This window comes from Streptomyces sp. NK08204 (genome assembly GCF_020400585.1).
In the GTDB taxonomy this organism is placed as follows: domain Bacteria; phylum Actinomycetota; class Actinomycetes; order Streptomycetales; family Streptomycetaceae; genus Streptomyces.
In genome coordinates, this window is sequence record NZ_JAINVF010000020.1 from 92,288 (window position 1) to 109,530 (window position 17,243).

Annotated in this window: 15 protein-coding genes and 1 tRNA gene; 6 read left to right on the top strand and 10 right to left on the bottom strand. The window is 71.4% G+C overall.

The window, feature by feature from the left end:
• Positions 1–130: 130 nt before the first annotated feature.
• Genes K7G59_RS25650 through K7G59_RS25660 form a run of 3 tightly spaced genes read left to right on the top strand, consistent with a single transcriptional unit; the run spans position 131 to position 2,323 of the window.
• Positions 131–679 (top strand): hypothetical protein, encoded by a 549-nt coding sequence (locus K7G59_RS25650; RefSeq protein ID WP_225838128.1) that lies wholly within the window; start codon positions 131–133, stop codon positions 677–679.
• Positions 679–1,815 carry a hypothetical protein gene (locus K7G59_RS25655; protein ID WP_225838130.1) on the top strand — a complete coding sequence of 379 codons (1,137 nt, stop codon included), beginning with the start codon at positions 679–681 and terminating at the stop codon, positions 1,813–1,815. Before K7G59_RS25650 ends, K7G59_RS25655 begins: the two co-directional genes overlap by 1 nt.
• 4 nt (positions 1,816–1,819) lie before the next feature.
• Positions 1,820–2,323 (top strand): hypothetical protein, encoded by a 504-nt coding sequence (locus K7G59_RS25660; protein WP_225838131.1) that lies wholly within the window; start codon positions 1,820–1,822, stop codon positions 2,321–2,323.
• A 70-nt stretch (positions 2,324–2,393) separates the two neighbouring features.
• On the opposite strand, the gene K7G59_RS25665 is transcribed toward K7G59_RS25660, so the two are convergent.
• Together K7G59_RS25665 and K7G59_RS25670 are read right to left on the bottom strand one after the other, a co-directional pair.
• Positions 2,394–4,607, bottom strand: coding sequence for an MMPL family transporter (locus K7G59_RS25665; protein WP_225838133.1), 2,214 nt, complete (start codon positions 4,605–4,607; stop codon positions 2,394–2,396).
• A gap of 113 nt (positions 4,608–4,720) precedes the next feature.
• Positions 4,721–5,329 carry a TetR/AcrR family transcriptional regulator gene (locus K7G59_RS25670; RefSeq protein WP_225838135.1) on the bottom strand — a complete coding sequence of 203 codons (609 nt, stop codon included), beginning with the start codon at positions 5,327–5,329 and terminating at the stop codon, positions 4,721–4,723.
• A 244-nt stretch (positions 5,330–5,573) separates the two neighbouring features.
• On the opposite strand from K7G59_RS25670, the gene K7G59_RS25675 reads away from it, so the two are divergent.
• Positions 5,574–8,942 carry a S41 family peptidase gene (locus tag K7G59_RS25675; RefSeq protein WP_225838137.1) on the top strand — a complete coding sequence of 1,123 codons (3,369 nt, stop codon included), beginning with the start codon at positions 5,574–5,576 and terminating at the stop codon, positions 8,940–8,942.
• Positions 8,943–9,014: 72 nt separating this feature from the next.
• On the opposite strand, the gene K7G59_RS25680 is transcribed toward K7G59_RS25675, so the two are convergent.
• From K7G59_RS25680 to K7G59_RS25695, 4 genes are all read right to left on the bottom strand, one after another.
• Positions 9,015–9,311 carry a hypothetical protein gene (locus K7G59_RS25680; protein ID WP_225838140.1) on the bottom strand — a complete coding sequence of 99 codons (297 nt, stop codon included), beginning with the start codon at positions 9,309–9,311 and terminating at the stop codon, positions 9,015–9,017.
• A gap of 89 nt (positions 9,312–9,400) precedes the next feature.
• The gene (locus K7G59_RS25685; RefSeq protein WP_225838141.1) at positions 9,401–10,285 is read right to left on the bottom strand and encodes an SDR family oxidoreductase; all 885 of its coding nucleotides are present in this window, start codon (positions 10,283–10,285) and stop codon (positions 9,401–9,403) included.
• On the bottom strand, positions 10,282–11,274 hold the full coding sequence (locus K7G59_RS25690; protein ID WP_225838142.1) for an alpha/beta fold hydrolase: 993 nt from the start codon (positions 11,272–11,274) through the stop codon (positions 10,282–10,284). Before K7G59_RS25690 ends, K7G59_RS25685 begins: the two co-directional genes overlap by 4 nt.
• Positions 11,271–12,830: an NAD(P)/FAD-dependent oxidoreductase gene (locus K7G59_RS25695; protein WP_225838143.1), complete on the bottom strand. Its 1,560-nt coding sequence runs from the start codon at positions 12,828–12,830 to the stop codon at positions 11,271–11,273. Before K7G59_RS25695 ends, K7G59_RS25690 begins: the two co-directional genes overlap by 4 nt.
• 178 nt (positions 12,831–13,008) lie before the next feature.
• Between K7G59_RS25695 and K7G59_RS25700 the strand changes: the two genes are divergently transcribed.
• A complete protein-coding gene (locus tag K7G59_RS25700; protein ID WP_225838183.1) occupies positions 13,009–13,629 on the top strand; it encodes a MerR family transcriptional regulator in 621 nt (206 codons plus the stop codon).
• A gap of 31 nt (positions 13,630–13,660) precedes the next feature.
• Here K7G59_RS25700 and K7G59_RS25705 read toward each other — a convergent pair whose 3' ends face one another.
• Complete coding sequence (locus K7G59_RS25705; RefSeq protein WP_225838144.1) at positions 13,661–14,464, bottom strand: exodeoxyribonuclease III; 804 nt, start codon at positions 14,462–14,464, stop codon at positions 13,661–13,663.
• A gap of 66 nt (positions 14,465–14,530) precedes the next feature.
• Between K7G59_RS25705 and K7G59_RS25710 the strand changes: the two genes are divergently transcribed.
• Positions 14,531–15,007 carry a GNAT family N-acetyltransferase gene (locus K7G59_RS25710; protein WP_225838145.1) on the top strand — a complete coding sequence of 159 codons (477 nt, stop codon included), beginning with the start codon at positions 14,531–14,533 and terminating at the stop codon, positions 15,005–15,007.
• 49 nt (positions 15,008–15,056) lie between these two features.
• Here the strand turns inward: K7G59_RS25710 and K7G59_RS25715 are convergent.
• From K7G59_RS25715 to K7G59_RS25725, 3 genes are all read right to left on the bottom strand, one after another.
• Positions 15,057–15,130 (bottom strand) — tRNA-Ala (locus K7G59_RS25715).
• Between the two features lie 103 nt (positions 15,131–15,233).
• Positions 15,234–16,403, bottom strand: coding sequence for a gephyrin-like molybdotransferase receptor GlpR (gene glpR / locus K7G59_RS25720; protein ID WP_225838147.1), 1,170 nt, complete (start codon positions 16,401–16,403; stop codon positions 15,234–15,236).
• Positions 16,404–16,602: 199 nt separating this feature from the next.
• Positions 16,603–17,226, bottom strand: a complete 624-nt coding sequence (locus K7G59_RS25725; protein ID WP_225838149.1) for a GNAT family N-acetyltransferase — start codon at positions 17,224–17,226, stop codon at positions 16,603–16,605.
• Positions 17,227–17,243: the final 17 nt, after the last annotated feature.

Here is a 17,243-nt window from a genome sequence, read left to right on the forward strand (position 1 = left end):
TTCACCCGCCACTTCGCAGTTGCGGTACGGATCATGATTACCTGGCCCTGCACCACAACGATCGTGCAGGAAAAGAGATGTGAGAACACGGCCCGGTCGCATGGCCGCCCGGGCCTTCGGGGGACCGCTCGTGAGCGAACGCAAAGGCGTACAGGCCGACGGCAAGCTGCCGGAACCGGACCAGTCGGAACTGCCACTGTCGCCGGACGAGATCAGGCGGCACGGCATCCTTCCGGGCTGGGAGGGGCACTACACGGCCCCGCCCGCCGGCAGCACCGTGGACCCGCTGGACCGGCCGCCGCTCCAGCCGGATCCGCCCGGCGTGATCAAGCCGCCGGGGAAGTCCGGCAGGCCGGGAGACCGGCTGAAGATCGCCCCGTCGGTGCTGAAGACGGCCGCCGGGCACGTGGACGACATCTACGACGCCTTCTACAAGCCGGCCGCCACCCTGGAGGAGCCGGCGCTGGAGGCCGTGCGCGAGCTGGCGGGCATGGAGTCGGCGCCGGCCATCCGGCTGGCCCACCGGCAGTGGGAGCGGCAGGCCGGCACGGTCACGGCATGGCTGGCCCACATCGCCGAGAGCCTGCGGTCGACCGACGGCACCTACAAGAAGACCGACGCCGCCGTCGAGGAGTCGGCGCGGCAGGTGCGGGTCCGCTCGGCGCTGGAGGACTACTGATGGCGATCACCTTCTACCAGGCCCTGATGGGCGCGGATCTCACGGTCCTGGACGATCTGGCGGACCGCTGGAAGAGCATCCACGGCAAGATCAAGGGTCTCGGCAAGCAGATGCACGACGAGGTCCTCGCGCCGTTGCGCAACAAGGGCTACTGGGAAGGGGCCGCGGCCCCGTACGCCTGGAAGATGATCGACGACATCCAGCGGCAGCTGGAGGACGCCGCTGCCGTGGCGGACGCGGCGCAGCGCGTGGTCCAGGACGCGGTGGGCGATCTGAAGGCCGCCCAGCGCGATCTCAGGGACGCCGTTGGGCGGGCCACGGACAAGGGGCTCTCCATCGGCTCGGACGGGACCGTGTCCACCGACGTCGTCGGTGTCTGCAAGGTCGACACCACCAAGGACGACGACAAGATCATCGAGGCGGCGCAGCACGAGATCGCGCAGATCCTGAAGCGCGGTGTCGCGGCCGACCGCGACCTCGCCTTCAGCCTGGTGTCGGACCTCGGCCTCGGCCAGTGGTTCAACGACAACCCCAGGTTCAAGGACATCGACCACACCGGCGGGATCGGGGAGGACGAGTACAACGCGCTCGGTCTCGCCATGCAGAACAAGGACCCCTACCCGGGCACGAGTTCGGACGACCCGTACTCGCTCGGCTGGGACTGGGTGACCGGCGACGGCCCCCGGCACCGCGAGTACCACAGCGGCGACGAGCTGACCGAGCTGATCCGGTCCAGCGAGAGCATGAAGAAGCTGCGGCTGGACACGCTGCAGCAGTGGCAGAACACGGGGCAGCCCGAGGGCAGCGTGGCGTACTCGATCTCGGAGAGCGGCAAGCTGGGCGCGCTGGAGAAGCTCGTCACCACGGACCTGCCCGCGATCGTCACCGGGGACGAGGACCACCTGGGAGAGGCGTTCACCGGTTCGTACAACCTGAACTACGCGGTCAAGGGCCAGGACCCCGACGGCTCCCTGGTCGTCGAGTACAAGCTGCGCAACACCACGAGCAACGAGTCGTTCCTGCACTACGTCGGCTACTACGACTGGTTGAAGAAGTTCAACCGCGACGAAGGCGTCTTCTCGTCCGTGGACCAGGAGATCGTCTGGACCGAACGCATTCCGGCGAAGGGAGAGTAGCCCCGTGTTCCGAGTCCTGCTCAAGGGCATGCGTCCGCGCTGGGTGACCGCCGTGGCCGTGCCGGCGCTGCTGTACCCGCTGGCCGGCTGCTCCTCCGCGGCCACGGCCGTCGAGGCCTGCATGGGGAAGCAGGCGACCTCCGTCAGCTCCGTGGATCTGACCGGGACTTACGCGGGGGAGGGCAGAGCGAGGGGTGCGACGATCACCCTCACGTCGACGGACGGCAAGCCCGGCGGCAGGGTCACCGTGCACCACTGGCCGACCGGCAGCTATTACCGGGGCGAACTCGGCGGCACGTTCGACGGTTCCGGCACCTGGGAGCTGCAGCACGGCGCCTCTGCGGGCGGACATCCGCAGGTCGGCCTCAGCCTCACCGAACCACGGTTCTTCCTGCCCGGCGACACCCTCGACACCCTGTCGATCGCCGGGGACGGCAAGCGCACGTACCTCTATCAGGAGGACGACCCGGACACCTGCCCGGCCTTCCGGGTGCGGCTGCGGCACTGAGGAAGAAGCCGGTGAGGGCGCCCCGTCCGCACGGGGCGCCCTCACCGGCTCGGACGTCAGAAGCGGTACGTCAGGCCCGTACCAGCTCCCTGTCGTCGTCGAGGTCCGTGCGCTCGGTCTCCGCGCGCAGGCCTTCGCCCTCGACGTCGACGTCGGGCAGTACGCGCTCCAGCCACCCCGGCAGCCACCAGGCCCGCTTGCCGAGCAGGGCGAGGACCGCCGGGACGATGGCCATGCGAACGATGAACGCGTCGAAGAAGACGGCGATGGCGAGGCCGAAGCCGATCATCTTGATCATGGACTCGCTGGAGCCCATGAAGCCGGAGAAGACGGCGATCATGATGACGGCCGCGGCGGTCACCACCCGCGCCCCGTAGCGGAAGCCCGTCACCACCGCCTGGACCGGCTTCTCGCCGTGGACGTACGCCTCGCGCATACGGGTCACGAGGAACACCTCGTAGTCCATGGCGAGACCGAAGACCACGCCGACCATGAAGATCGGCATCATCGACATGACCGGGCCGGTCTGCTCGACGTTCATCAGGCCGGACAGCCAGCCCCACTGGAAGACCGCGACCACGGCGCCGAGGGCCGCCAGCACGCTGAGCAGGAAGCCGAGGGCCGCCTTCAGCGGGACGAGGACCGAGCGGAACACCACGATCAGCAGCAGGAAGGCGAGGCCGACCACCAGGCCGAGGTACGGCAGCAGCGCGTCGTTCAGCTTCTGCGAGACGTCGATGTTCATCGCCGTCGTACCGGTCACCAGGACCTCGGAGTCCGTCTCGCGGGCGATGTCCCTGCCCTTGTCGCGGATGGCGTGCACCAGGTCCTCGGTGGTCTTCGAGGACGGCTTGGACTTGGGGACGACGGTGATCGTGGCGGTGTCGCCGGCCTTGTTGGGCATGGCCGGGGTGACCGTGACGACGTCCTCGAGGCCCTTGATCTCGTTGCCGACCTTGGTGAAGTCGGCCTTGGGGTGGGCGCTGCCCTTGGCGTCGACGACGACCATCAGCGGGCCGTTGAAGCCGGGGCCGAAGCCGTCGGACAGGAGGTCGTAGGCGCGGCGCTGGGTGGTGGAGACGGGCTGGGAGCCGTCGTCGGGCAGGCCCAGTTCGAGGGATGCGGCCGGGACCGCCGCCGCGCCGAGGCCGATGACGCCGAGGAGGAGGACGGCGACCGGGCGCCGTACGACGAAGCTCGCCCAGCGCGTGCCCATGTTCGGGCGGCCCGCCTGCTGGGGCTTGCGGCCGCCGCCGAGCAGCTTGCTCTTCTCACCGGCCGGCTTGACCTTGCGGCCCACGTAGCCGAGCAGCGCGGGGATGAGCGTGAGGGCGATCAGGACCGCGATCGCGACCGTGCCGGCCGCCGCGACGCCCATCTTGGTCAGCATCGGGATGTTGACGACGGACAGGCCGACCAGCGCGATGACGACGGTCAGGCCGGCGAAGACCACCGCGGAGCCCGCCGTGCCGACGGCCCGTCCGACCGCCTCCTCGCGCTCGCGGCCCGCGGCCAGTTCGGCGCGGTAGCGGGAGACGATGAACAGGGCGTAGTCGATGCCGACGGCCAGGCCGATCATCGATGCGAGGGTGGAGGTAGTGGTGCCCAGGTCCAGGGCGTTGGCCAGCGCGGCGATCGTGGAGACGCCGATGCCGACGCCGATGACGGCGGTCAGCAGCGGGAGTCCGGCCGCGAGCAGCGAGCCGAAGGTGATCACGAGCACGACGGCGGCGACGGCGATGCCGATGACCTCGCTGTTGCCGGTCTCGGGCTTGGTGTTGAGCGCGTCACCGCCGACCTCGACGGTCAGCCCGGCATCACGTGCGTCCTGTGCGGCCTTCTTCAGGGCGTCGCGCGAGGAGTCCTCCAGCTCCATGCCGGAGACCTTGTACTTCACGGAGGTGTAGGCGATCGCGCCGTCCTTGCTGACGGCGTGCCCGGCGTAGGGGTCGGCGACGGAGGCGACCTCCGAGCCGTCCTTCAGTTCCTTCACCGTCTTCTCGACGGTGGCCTTGTTGAGGACGTCGGTCATCTTCTCGCCGCGCGGCGCCTTGAAGACGACGCGGGCGGTCGCGCCGTCGGCGCTCATGCCGGGGAAGCGCTGCTCCAGCAGGTCGAAGGCCTTCTGCGCTTCGGTACCGGGGACCGAGAAGGACGAGTTGCCGGGGGCCGGCGCGGAGGCGGCGCCCACTCCGGCGAGGGTGAGCAGCGCAACCCATAGGAGGGCGAAGACGTGCCGTCGCCGGAAAGCCAGCCGGCCGAGTTTGTAGAGGAACGTGGCCACGGGGTCGTACTCCCGGTCAGGTCGTTGGGTTCATCAGGGCAGGGGCGATCAGCCCGACGACGTGAGCGGTGACGTCAGGTGGAGCTGGGTACAACGGGGTGAGCTGGGGGCTGTCAGTCGGTGCTGACGCCGAGGGCGGGGAGAACCACGGCGTCGATGTACGAGGTGAGGAAGGCCTGGGTGGGTGGCTGGTCGTCGAGCAGCGCCCGGGTGACGAAGCCGCCGACCATCATGTGCATCATGAAGTCCAGTGCCGGGCAGTCGGGGCGGACCTCGCCCCGGTCGACCGCGCGCTGCAGCACCTGCCGGAACCCTCCCATCTCGGGCTCCACGATCTGCTCACGGAAGACCTGGCGCAGATCGTCGTTGTGGTGCATCGCCATGGCGATACCCCGCATGAGCGCGGAGTTCCGCTCCATGGCGCGGTCGTCCTGCAGCGCCACCACGGCGTGCAGGTCGCCGGAGAGGGAGCCGGTGTCGATCTCGCCGGCATGGCCTCTCTTGCTGTGCCGCAGCGCCCCGACGACCAGCTGGGCCTTGCCGCCCCACTGGCGGTAGAGCGTGGCCTTGCTGGACCGGGTGCGGGCGGCCACGGCGTCCATGGTGAGGGCGTCGTAGCCGACTTCCCGGAGCAGGTCGAGCACGGCCTCGTACAGCTCGGCCTCGCGCTCGGGGGTGATACGACTGCGACGCGACGTCGCGGTCGAGGCGGTCTCGATCATCCCGCTCACCTCCTGCTCCGAACGACACGGTTTCGTACGTGACCGAATGTACCGCACCCACTAGCGAAACGAAACCGTTTCGTACGTGCCCTCGGTCACGACCCCGTCAGCAGCTCGCGCAACGCCTCACTCGGCACGTCACTCCCGAGTCGCGCAACGGGTGCACGAACGCCGCTCCGCAAAAGTTCCCGGCGCCGGCGCCGCACGAGTTGCTGCGCTCCAGCCACGGGAAAAGCATGGAAAAGTGAGCTATCTGCGCCTTCCCCACCTCATCGGCGACCTGCTGTGCTTCGTGACCGAGGACGACCTCTGGCTGGCGCCCCTCGACACCCCGGGCCGCGCCTGGCGGCTCACCGTGGACCGCACGAAGGCCGGCCCCCCGCGCTTCTCCCCCGACGGGCGGCACATCGCGTACACGAGCTGGCGCAGCCTCGTCCCGGAGATCCATGTCGTCGCCGTCGACGGCGGGCCCGCGCGACAGCTGACGTACTGGGGCAGCGCCGACACCCGGGTCTGCGGCTGGACACCGGACGGCGACATCCTCGCCGTCGCCTCGCACGGGGAGCCCTTCTCGTACTTCACCTGGGCCTACAAGGTGTCCGCCGACGGCGACCCGGGCCGCAAGCTGCCCTGGGGCCCGGTCTCCGACATCCAGGTCGCCGACATCGAGGCCGGGCACCGCACACTCCTCCTCACCGGCACCCCGCCGCACGAACCGGCCTCCTGGAAGCGGTACCGGGGCGGCGCCATGGGGCGGCTGTGGCTGCACGGTCAGCGGCTGCTCGAAGACATCGACGGCCACCTGGAGTCGCCGATGTTCGTCGGCGGCCGGATCGCCTTCCTCTCCGACCACGAGGGCACCGGCAACCTGTACTCGTGCGCCTACGACGGCTCCGATCTGCGCCGCCACACCGACCACGACGCCTTCTACGCGCGCGCGGCCAGCACCGACGGTGCCCGCGTGGTCTACCAGTGCGCCGGCGAGCTGTGGATCGTCGACGACCTGTCCCCGGACTCGGTCCCGCGCAGACTGGACGTGCGGCTGAGCGGCCCGCGCGCCGGGCGGCGCCCCTACCTCGTGCCCGCCGCCCAGAACGTCGACGGCATCTCGGTGGACGAGACCGGCCGGGCCAGCGCCGTCGTCGTGCGCGGCAGCCTGTACTGGCTCACCCACCGCGACGGCCCCGCCCGGACGATCACCGACCCGCCCGGCGTGCGGGTGCGGCTGCCGGAGATGCTGGGCTCGACAGGGCAGGTGGCGTACGTGACCGACGCCGAGGGCGAGGACGCCGTCGAGATCGCCCATCTGCCCCGGGCCAGCGGCGACCGCGCCCCGCGCCGGCTGGCCTCCGGCGAGCTGGGCCGGGTCCTGGAGATGGTCTGCGACCCGCTCGGCGAGCGCCTGGCCCTCGCCTCGCACGACGGACGGCTGCTGCTCCTGGACGCGACCGAGGAAGCGGCTGCCGCTGCGGGCGCCGAGGACCCTGGCGGCGAGGCCCCGAGCAGCACGGACCCTGGCGGCGAGGCCCCGAGCAGCGCGGACCCTGGCGGCGAGGCCCTGAGCAGCGCGGACCCGACCAGCGCGGACCCGGGCGGCGCGGTGACCGAGCTGATCCGGTCCGTCAACGGACCCGTCCGCGACCTCGCCTTCTCCCCGGACGGCTGCTGGCTCACCTGGTCCCACCCGGGCATCGGGCGCTCCCTGCGGCAGATCAAGCTGGCCCGCATCAAGGACCGGCTGGTCGTGGACGTCACCAACGGCCGCTTCGAGGACGAGAACCCCGTCTTCACACGCGACGGCCGTTACCTCGCCTTCCTGTCCTGGCGCGGCTTCGACCCGGTGTACGACGTGCACACCGGCGACCTGTCCTTCCCGCTGGGCTGCCGCCCGTACCTGGTGCCGCTGTCCTCGGCCACCCCGTCCCCGTTCGCCCTGAATCCGGAGGGGCGGCCGGCCGCCGGCGGGCTCGACCCGGTCGAGGACGAGGAGGCCGGCGAGAGCGGCGCGGTGACGGTCGAGGTGGAGGGCCTGGAGAGCAGGGTGACGCCGTTCCCGGTCATCGCCTCCAAGTACTCGGCGCTGTGTCCGGTCGCGGGCGGCGGACTGGTCTGGCTGCGCTGGCCGATCTCCGGCGCGCTCGGCGAGACCTTCGCCAACCCGGCCGACATCAGCGGGCGGCCGACCCTGGAGCACTTCAACATCGCCAAGGCGAAGAAGTCCGAACTGGTCGGCGACCTGGACTGGTTCGGGGTGAGCGGCGACGGCACCCGGCTCGTCGTCGTCGACGAGGACGAACTGCGGGCCGTGCCCTCCACCGAGCCCGGCGACAGCGACACGACCGTCTGGATCGACCTGCGCCGCGTCCTGCACAAGGTGGATCCGGCCGCCGAGTGGCGCCAGGCCTACGACGAGGCCGGCCGCCTGATCCGCGCCTACTTCTGGGACCCGGGGATGTGTGGCATCGACTGGGACGCGGTGCTCGACCAGTACCGCCCCCTGGTCGAACGGGTGGCCACCCCCGACGAGTTCGCCGACCTGCTGCGCGAAGTCCTGGGCGAACTGGGCACCTCGCACGCCTACGTCGCCGCCGCCCGCCGCAACGAGGGGCCGCCGCACTACCAGCGCCGGCAGGGACTGCTCGGCGCCAACTTCGTACGCCGGGAGGGCCGCTGGACGGTCAAGCGCATCCTGCCCGGCGAATCGTCCGACCCCAAGGCGCGCTCACCGCTGTCCGGCACGGGGATCCGCGAGGGCGCCGTCCTCACCCACGTCGACGGCCGCCCGGTCGATCCGGTGACCGGCCCGTTCCCCCTGCTGGCGGGCTCGGGCGGGACGACCGTCGAGCTGACCTTCACCCCGGCCGAGGGCGAGGCGGGGCACCCGCGGCGGGTCGCGGTCGTCCCGCTCGTCGAGGAACGTCCGCTGCGCTACCAGGACTGGGTGGCCAAACGCCGTGCCGTCGTACGGGAGTTGAGCGGCGGCAAGTGCGGCTACCTGCACATCCCCGACATGGGCGGCTCGGGATGGGCCCAGTTCAACCGCGACCTGCGCATGGAGGTGTCCCGCCCGGCCCTGATCGTCGACGTCCGCGGCAACGCGGGCGGGCACATCAGCGAGCTGGTCATCGAGAAGCTGACCCGGACGATCCTGGGCTGGGACCTGACCCGGGACGCCCAGCCGGTGTCGTACACCTCCAACGCCCCGCGGGGACCGGTCGTGGCCCTCGCCGACGAGGCGACCTCCTCCGACGGCGACATGATCACGGCCGCGTTCAAGCTGCTCAAGCTGGGCCCGGTCGTGGGCCAGCGCACCTGGGGCGGCGTGGTCGGCATGACCGGCCGCCACCGCCTCGGCGACGGCACGGTGATCACGGTCCCGATGAACGCGGCCTGGTTCGACGCGTACGGCTGGTCCGTGGAGAACCGCGGGGTCACCCCCGACCTGGAGATCCAGCGCACCCCGCTGGACTGGGCGGAGGGCCGCCACGCCCAGCTGGCCGACGCGGTCGAACTGGCCCTGGAACTGCTGGAGACCAACCCCGCGGCCATCCCCCCGGACTACAGCGAGGTCCCCAACCGCTCCAGGCCCAAGCTTCCGCCCCGGCCGGTCTAGCACCACGGACGGAGGGCGCCCTCCTCGAAAGGAGGGCGCCCCACGGAAACCGGCCGGAGCCGAGCGCAACGGCTACGCGTCGTAGTCGCGGTCGAAGCGCTCCCGCATCTCCTGCTCGGTGTCCTCGATGTCGCGCAGGTTCTCGCGGCCACGGCCCTGCTGCTGGCCACGCTGCGGCGACTGCTGGCCACGCTGCGGCGACTGCTGGCCACGCTGCGGCGACTGCTGACCGCGCTGGGACGACTGCTGACCGCGCTGCGGCGACTGCTGACCGCCCTGCTGGGCCTTCTCACGGGCCTGGTCGGCCTTCTGTCGGCCCTGTTCCCGCGTCGCGCCGGCCTTCTCCTGGAACTGGTCCTTCGTACCCATGTGGGTTCACTCCATGGTGGGTGAGGGGGATCGGCCCCTTGGCGGGGCCTCGACCAGATTCACACGGGCGAACACGCGGCGCATCTGGATCAGTTACGGTCCGTAGCCCTCGCCGCCTCATCCGCGGCGCCACCTGCGCCGACGAGTCCGGAACTCATCCCCCTCAGACGGGGCGCGAACCGCCGCACCTCGCGCTGCCCGACGACACCGATGAGCCCCGGCAGGTACCCGCGCACGCCCTGCATCCCGCGCAGCCACCACTGCCCGTACACGTGCGCGGAGCGCCGCTCGATCCCGGCGACGAGCCGGTCCACCGCCGGGCCCAGCGGGTAGGTCTTGTTCGACGGCCACGGCAGCCGCTGGCGCAGCTCCCGCATGACGTCGTCCTGGTCGGCGCCGCGCACCATGTCGGTGTCGGTCCAGGACAGGTACCCGACGCCGACGCGCACGCCCTGGTAGCCGACCTCGGCGCGCAGACTGTGCGCGTACGCTTCCACGCCCGACTTGGACGCGCAGTACGCCGTCATCATCGGCGCCGGGGTGATCGCGGCGAGCGAGGCGATCTGGAGCAGATAGCCGCGGCTGTCGGTCAGCGCCGGCAGGAACGCGCGAGCCGTCACCGCCGAGCCGATCAGGTTCACCTCGATCACCCGCCGCCAGGCCTGCGGATCGGAGTCGACGAAGGGCCCGCCGGCCGCCACCCCGGCGTTGGCGACCACGATGTCGACCTTCCCGAAGCGCTCCTTCACCTCCCGTGCGACCCGGCTCATCGTCTCGTGGTCGGTCACGTCGGCGTACCAGTAGGCGCTGTCGCTGTGGAGCCGTCCGGAGACGTCCTTGAGCGCCTCCTCCTCCAGGCCGACCAGCGCGACCTTCGCGCCACGCGCGGAGAGCTTGCGCGCCAGCAGCTCGCCGACGCCGCGCGCCGCTCCGGTGACGACGGCGACCTGCCCTTCGAGGCTGACCCTGCTCATGCGCTCTCCTCGCTGTGCACGGGGGTGGACTGGGTGTGGGGCTGGGGGCGGGGGTGGGGCTGGGTGTAACCCGGGGCGGACCGGGTGGTGGCGACGTACGTGGTGACGAGCTCCCGAATCCTGCCGGTCACCAGTTCGGGGGCTTCGACCGGGCTCATGTGTCCGACGCCGGTCAGCTCGGTCAGGCCCACGCACTGCGGCAGCGCGGCGGCCAGCGTGCGGGCGTGCACGAGGGGCGTGAGCCTGTCGGACGCGCCGTGCACGATCGCCGTCGGCATGTGCAACTCCCGTACGCCGTGGTCGAGATCGAGCGCCTCCAGCACGCGCGCCCACGCCTGGCGCACGGCGCGCGGGCAGGCGTGCACGATCCGGGCGCACGCCTCCACCCTGTGCGGGGCCGAACCGGCCCCCATGGTCGCGTTCTTGAGGATGCTCTTCGCGACCGGCGTGACCGGTCCGAGCGCGGCGCGCGAGCCGAGAATGCGCCCGGTGATCCAGGTGCGCACCCGCCCGGCGCGTATCGGCACCACGCTCGACTCCGCGACCAGCCGTGAACTGCCGGTGCTGCACAGCAGGACGGCGGCGGCGTGTTCCCGCAGGCGCGGGCGCGTGGCGGCGGCCATGACCGTCATGCCGCCCATGGAGTGCCCGGCGATCAGGGCCTTCTCCCCGGGCCCGAGCGTCTCGGCGAGCACTGCTTCGAGGTCGTCCGCCAGCGCTTGGGTGGTGCACACGGGGCTTGCGGGACTGCGTCCGTGCCCCCTCTGGTCGTATGCGATGACCCGGTGGTCGGTCGCCAGGTCCCGTATCTGGGCTGCCCAGAAGGCGGTGGAACAGGTCCACCCGTGGGCGAGGACGACGGGCGGCGCGTTGTCGGGCCCGTGCACCTCCACGTGCAGCCGTGCGCCGTCGGCGGATACGACGGTGATTTCCCGGGCGGGGGCGGGCGGGGCGTAGGGCCCGCTGGTGACGGCGGCGGGACGGCTCATGCGGCGGCCCCGCTCTTCTTCCCGGCCGAGTTCCTGGCGGTGTTCCCGGCCGTGCGCGCGTTCTTCCCCTCGGGCTCGTCCGCCTCCGGCTCGCGGACGACCTCGTACTCCGACAGGTCCACATGCCGGGTCGCACGCCGGAACTCGGTCGTGGTGCCGGGCCAGATGGTGGTGTTGCGGCCGCTCGCGTCCAGGTACCAGCTGGTGCAGCCGCCGGTGTTCCACACGGTCCGCTTCATGCGCTCCTGGACCCTGTGGTTCCAGGCGTCCACGGCGGCGGGCCGGGCGTCGAGGGCGGTACGGCCTCCGAGGACGTCGAGCTGGCGCAGGTAGTCGGCCATGTAGTTCAGCTGGGACTCGATCATGAGGATCATGGAGGAGTTGCCGAGGCCGGTGTTGGGCCCGATGATCGTCATCCAGTTCGGGAAGCCCGCGGCCGAGACGCCGCGCAGCGCCTGCATGCCGTTCTTCCAGGACTCCGCGAGGGTGTGGCCGGCCGCGCCGACCACGCGCTCGGCGATGGGCATGTCCGTGACGTGGAAGCCCGTACCGAAGATGATCGCGTCGACCTCGGCCTCGGTGCCGTCGGCGGCGACGACGGTGGAGCCGCGGATCTCGCTCAGCCCGCTGGCGACGACATCCACGTTGGGCTTGGCGAGCGCCGGGTAGTACTCGCTGGACAGCAGGATGCGCTTGCAGCCGATGCGGTAGTCGGGGGTGAGCTTGGCGCGCAGGACCGGGTCCTTGATCGCGCGGGTCATGTTCCGCCTGGCCAGCTTCTCGACCAGGCCCAGTTCGTCGGGGTGCTTGGTGAACGCCTGAACCTGCAGCTCCCGGATGCCCCACAGCAGCCCGCGGCGGAGCTGGGTGGTGAAGGGCAGCGCCCGGTGCAGCCGGCGCTCGACGCCGCTGACGGCGCGGTCCATGCGGGGCATCACCCACGGGGGCGTGCGCTGGAAGACGGTGAGCCGGCCGGCCTCGCGCTGGACGGCGGGCACGATCTGGATGGCTGAGGCACCGGTGCCGACCATGGCGACGCGCTTGCCGCGCAGGTCGTAGTCGTGGTCCCAGCGGGCGGAGTGGAACACCTTGCCCGGGAAGGACTCGAGCCCCGGGATCTGCGGGACCTTGGGGTCGGACAGCGGCCCCGTGGCGGAGACCACGACATCGGCGGACAGCGGCCCGCGGGTGGTCTCGATGTTCCAGCGCAGCTTCCCTCCGTCCCAGCTCATCAGCTTCACCTCGGAGCCGAAGCGGATGTGCGGGCGCAGGCCGAAGACGTCGGTGACGTGCTCCAGGTAGGCACGGATGTGTTCCTGCCCGGAGAAGGTCCGCGGCCAGTCGGGATTGGGCGCGAAGGAGAAGGAGTACAGGTGCGAGGGCACGTCACAGGCGCAGCCCGGGTAGCTGTTGTCCCGCCAGGTGCCTCCGACGCTGTCCGCCCGCTCCAGGACGACGAAGTCGGTGATCCCTTCCCGGCGCAGCCGCACGGCGGCTCCCAGCCCGCCGAACCCGGACCCGATCACCGCCACCCGTACATGCTCGTGCTCGGCCATCGACGAAGCCTCCACGCATCACCTAGAAACCATGCCAGTGATTACTGGCGCAATGGGACTGTAGAGCAGCTCCGTACCGAGCGATAGGGGTCACGGAAGGAAAGTTACCGGCGGTACAACATAGGCTGCGCACGTGGCAGAGGAAGCGGGACACCCGGGGGAACGGCGCGAGTACCGGATGGAGGAGCTGGCGCGCCTGGCCGGCATCACCGTGCGCACGCTGCGCTTCTACCGCGAACGCAAGCTGATCCCGCCACCGCGCCGCGAGGGCCGTATCGCCTGGTACGACGACCACCACCTGGCCCGCCTGCGCACGATCGCGGCGCTGCTGGAGCGCGGTCACACCCTCAGCGGCATCGCCGAACTCGCGGAGGCCCTCGACCAGGGCCGCGACGTCGCCGACGTCCTCGGCGTCGGCACCCCCACCGAGGAGGAACCGGTCCGGCTCACCCCCGAGGAACTCGCCGCCCGCTTCGAGGGCGAGGTCACCCCGGAGAACCTGGCCGCCGCCATGGAGCTGGGCTACCTCGGCACCGACGGCGACGAGATCGTCCACATCAGCCGCCGCCTGCTGGACGTCTCCTCCGCGCTGGTCCGCGAGGGCATTCCGCTCGCGGAGGTCCTCGCGGCCGGCGCCCGCGTCCGCGAGCACGCCGACGCCCTCGCCGAACTCTTCGCCGACCTGATCCTGCGCCACGCCCCCGAGGAGGACCTGCACCGCCTGCGCCCCCTCGCCCGCAGCGTGGTGGAGGCGGAGCTGTCCCTGGCGCTGGACCGCCGCCTGAGCAAGCGCGGTTGAGCCGCCCCGTCCTCCCTGCCGGCCGACGGCCCTACTGGTCGTACACCACGGTGACCGGCGCATGGTCGGACCACCGCTCGGCGTGTGTGGCCGCGCGTTCGACGAAGCCCTTGACCGCCTTGGCCGCGAGGCCGGGCGTGGCCACGTGGTAGTCGATGCGCCATCCCGAATCGTTGTCGAAGGCCCGTCCGCGGTACGACCACCACGTGTACGGCCCCTCCGTATCGGGGTGCAGGGCCCGTACGACGTCGACGTAGCCGCCGTCCTGCGCGTCGAACACCCGGGTCAGCCAGTCGCGTTCCTCGGGCAGGAAGCCGGAGTTCCTGGTGTTGCCGCGCCAGTTCTTCAGGTCGGCCTGCCGGTGGGCGATGTTCCAGTCGCCGCAGACGACCACCTCCCGCCCGTCGGCGGCGGCCCGCTCGCGCAGCTGCTTGAGGTGGGCGAGGAACTCGCCCATGAAGCGCATCTTCTCGTCCTGCCGTTCGGTGCCGACCTCACCGGAGGGCAGGTAGAGGGAGACGACGGTGACCCCGGGCAGGTCGGCCTCCGCGTAGCGCCCGCTGCCGTCGAACTCGGCCGAGCCGAAGCCGACCCGGACCCGGTCGGGTTCGCGCCGGGTGTAGAGGGAGACGCCGGCGCGGCCCTTGGCGGCGGCCGGGGCGTGCACGACGTGCCAGCCGTCGGGCTGCCGTACCTCCTCGGGCAGCTGGTGCGGCTCGGCGCGGACCTCCTGCAGGCACACGACGTCCGCGGAGGTCTGGGCGAGCCACTCCACGAAGCCCTTCCTGGCGGCGGCCCGCAGCCCGTTCACGTTCACGGAGGTCACAGTCAGCACCAGGGCACGATACCGGCACACTGGTCTGAGTCCGCCAACCCGCTGCACAGAGGTTCGATACCCAGCATGAACATCCGCCGTGTCCGTTTCGATCACCCCGACGCCGTGAAGCTCAACGACGAGGTCCAGGCCGAGTACGCCGAGCGTTACGGCGACGAGGGCGATGCCACCGTCCTCCACGCGATGGACTTCGACCCGCCCCGTGGCGTCTACCTGATCGCCTATGACGAGTTCGACCGCCCCGTGGCCACCGGTGGCTGGCGCAGCCAGGACCGCAACGAGGAGGGCAACGAGGACGGGGACGCCGAGCTGAAGCGCATGTTCGTCGTGGCGGAGATGCGCGGCCGGGGACTGGCCCGCCGCATCCTGGGGGCACTGGAGGAGGACGCCCGCGCGGCCGGCCGGGTCCGCATGGTCCTGGAGACCGGCACCAAGCAGCCGGAGGCCATCGCCCTGTACGCCTCGTCCGGCTACGAGCCCTGCACGCCCTTCGGCTACTACCGCCACTACCCGGAGAGCCGCTGCTTCGCGAAGAAGCTGTAGACACGATGAAGCCCCGGTCGGCTTCCGCCGATCGGGGCTTCATGCTGCGTGGACCTGAGGGGATTTGAACCCCTGGCCCCCTCGATGCGAACGAGGTGCGCTACCGGACTGCGCCACAGGCCCTTGCAACGAGTGAAACTCTAGCATCCCCGCCGGGGTGCTTGGAAATCCGTTCCCTGACTGGTCAGAGGCGGGCTCCAGTGGTGTGACGGCGGTCACCTGCCGATCACTCGTTGGCCGCGCGCGGGCGGTCGCCGTCCTCGTACTGGTCGAACAGAGGGGTGCGTCCGCGCTCACGTGCCCGGCGCGCGGAGGCGGCACGGCGGGCGTCGCTGCGTCCGTCCGCCGGCCTGTCGCCGGACGCGGGCGCCGGCTCGTCCGCCTCGGTCTGCGGCGCGTGGTCCGCCTCATGCTCCGGCGCAACCGCACTGGACCGCGCCGAACTCCAGGTGCCGGGTGCTCCCAGGTCCACGTCGGAGGTGGCCCGCGGGGCGACCGGCGCGGTCACGTACGTCGGCAGCGGCACGGGCACGGGATCCCAGCTGTCCCCGTGGCCGGGCCGCCGCTGCCGCTCGCGCTGCTGGTCGACCCACTCGGCGTGGTCGGTCTGCTCGACGAGGGCGCGCCGGTCCGCGGCGAGCGCCGCGGAGAGGCCGGGGTCGGTCGCGGGCTCTGCGCCCTCGTCCGCTTCGTCCGCGCCGGGGTCCGTGTCGAGGGACGCGCGCCGGCGCGGCTGGCGCTCGCGCAGGCGCTGCGCGGCGGCCTCGGCGCGACGGCGGTCCATCTGGTACGCGAAACGGCGCCGCTCCTGCGAGCGCAGATGGGCGATGTACGCGCTGAGCAGCACGGCGGGCACGCCGGGCGCCCACAGGAAGGCGAGCCCCCCGACGGCGGCGACGATCGCGCCGAGCGTGAAGGCGAGGAAGAGCAGCACGGTGGTGCGCCGTCGGCGTGCGAGCACCTTCGAGCGCTGGTCGCGCGCGGCGGCGGCCTGCGCCGACGGCACCCGCTGCGACGCGGAGGCGGAGGGCGGCTGGGACGCCGGGACGGCGTCCTGCTCGCGCGCCGGTTCCGCCGTCCCGGGCGCCTCCGGTTCGGCCTCCGTACGGACCTGACGGCGGGTCGGAGGCACGGCGAAGGCCCGGACGTCCACCGAATCGGTGACGGCGTCCGGATCGACGGCGTCCGGCTCCCCCTCCTGGGCGGAGCGCGCCCGCAGGTCCTTGGCGTACCGACGCTCCATCCCCGCCCGTCCGGACAGCAGCCGGATGGCGGTACTGAAGCGTTCAGTCGGACGGGCCTCGTTCAGCTCGTCCTGCCTACGGAGCCACATCGGCACCAAGTAGGCGGCCCAGGCCCCGACAATGACTGCGTAGATGAGGCCGCTGCTGCTCACGTCTCACACGGTAGAGGGGTTTGCGTGAGGCCATCTGCCAATTGCGCCGGTGTGTCGCACGATCTGGCTGATATTTCCAGCTTTTTTGCGACCGCTGCGATCAGCGGACCGTCGGAGCCGCGAATTCAAAGCCCCGAGCGGCGGTCACCGGCCGGTCAATTTCGAACATGTATTCAATTTCCGGGTCGGCGGGAGCCGGCTAGCCGGCATTCCCCGCGGTGCCCTGCGGATTCCGTTGAGAGCGTGCCCGCCGCCAGCGCGCGAGCAACCCCTCGGGCACCTCTTCCGCCGTGAGCGCAAAGACGAGGTGGTCGCGCCAGGCGCCGTCAATGTGCAGATAGCGCGGCCGGAGCCCCTCCTCGCGGAATCCGAGTTTCTCCACGACCCGGCGGCTGGGCCTGTTCTCGGGGCGAATGCAGACCTCGATGCGGTGCAGCCCGACGGTGCGGAAACAGTGGTCCACGACGAGCGCGACGGCCGTCGGCATCACCCCGTGCCCGGCCACCGCTTCGTCCACCCAGTAGCCGATGTGCCCCGAGCACATCGATCCCCAGGAGATCCCGGCGACCGTCAACTGCCCGACGAGACGCCCCTGGTACTCGATGACGAACGGCAGCATCCGGCCCGCGTTGGCCTCGGCGCGCAGGTGCCGCACCATCTGGCGGTAGGTCGGCCGGTGCGTGACCGGCCCGCTCGGCGTGGGCGGCGGAATGGTCGCCTCCCAGGGGCGCAGCCAGTCCCGGTTGCGCCGGTTCACCTCGCGCCAGGGCCCCTGGTCGCGCAGCCTTATCGGCCGGAGGACGATGTCTCCGTCCGCCAGCACGACGGGCCAGGAAGGGC

What these genes read in the sequence shown, in the direction of transcription:
- K7G59_RS25690 (WP_225838142.1), bottom strand. Translation starts at nt 11,274, where the DNA reads ATGAGCCGTCCCGCCGCCGTCACCAGCGGGCCCTACGCCCCGCCCGCC.
- K7G59_RS25685 (WP_225838141.1), bottom strand. Translation starts at nt 10,285, where the DNA reads ATGAGCAGGGTCAGCCTCGAAGGGCAGGTCGCCGTCGTCACCGGAGCG.
- K7G59_RS25695 (WP_225838143.1), bottom strand. Translation starts at nt 12,830, where the DNA reads ATGGCCGAGCACGAGCATGTACGGGTGGCGGTGATCGGGTCCGGGTTC.
- K7G59_RS25710 (WP_225838145.1), top strand. Translation starts at nt 14,531, where the DNA reads ATGAACATCCGCCGTGTCCGTTTCGATCACCCCGACGCCGTGAAGCTC.
- K7G59_RS25700 (WP_225838183.1), top strand. Translation starts at nt 13,009, where the DNA reads ATGGAGGAGCTGGCGCGCCTGGCCGGCATCACCGTGCGCACGCTGCGC.
- K7G59_RS25655 (WP_225838130.1), top strand. Translation starts at nt 679, where the DNA reads ATGGCGATCACCTTCTACCAGGCCCTGATGGGCGCGGATCTCACGGTC.
- K7G59_RS25680 (WP_225838140.1), bottom strand. Translation starts at nt 9,311, where the DNA reads ATGGGTACGAAGGACCAGTTCCAGGAGAAGGCCGGCGCGACGCGGGAA.
- K7G59_RS25670 (WP_225838135.1), bottom strand. Translation starts at nt 5,329, where the DNA reads ATGATCGAGACCGCCTCGACCGCGACGTCGCGTCGCAGTCGTATCACC.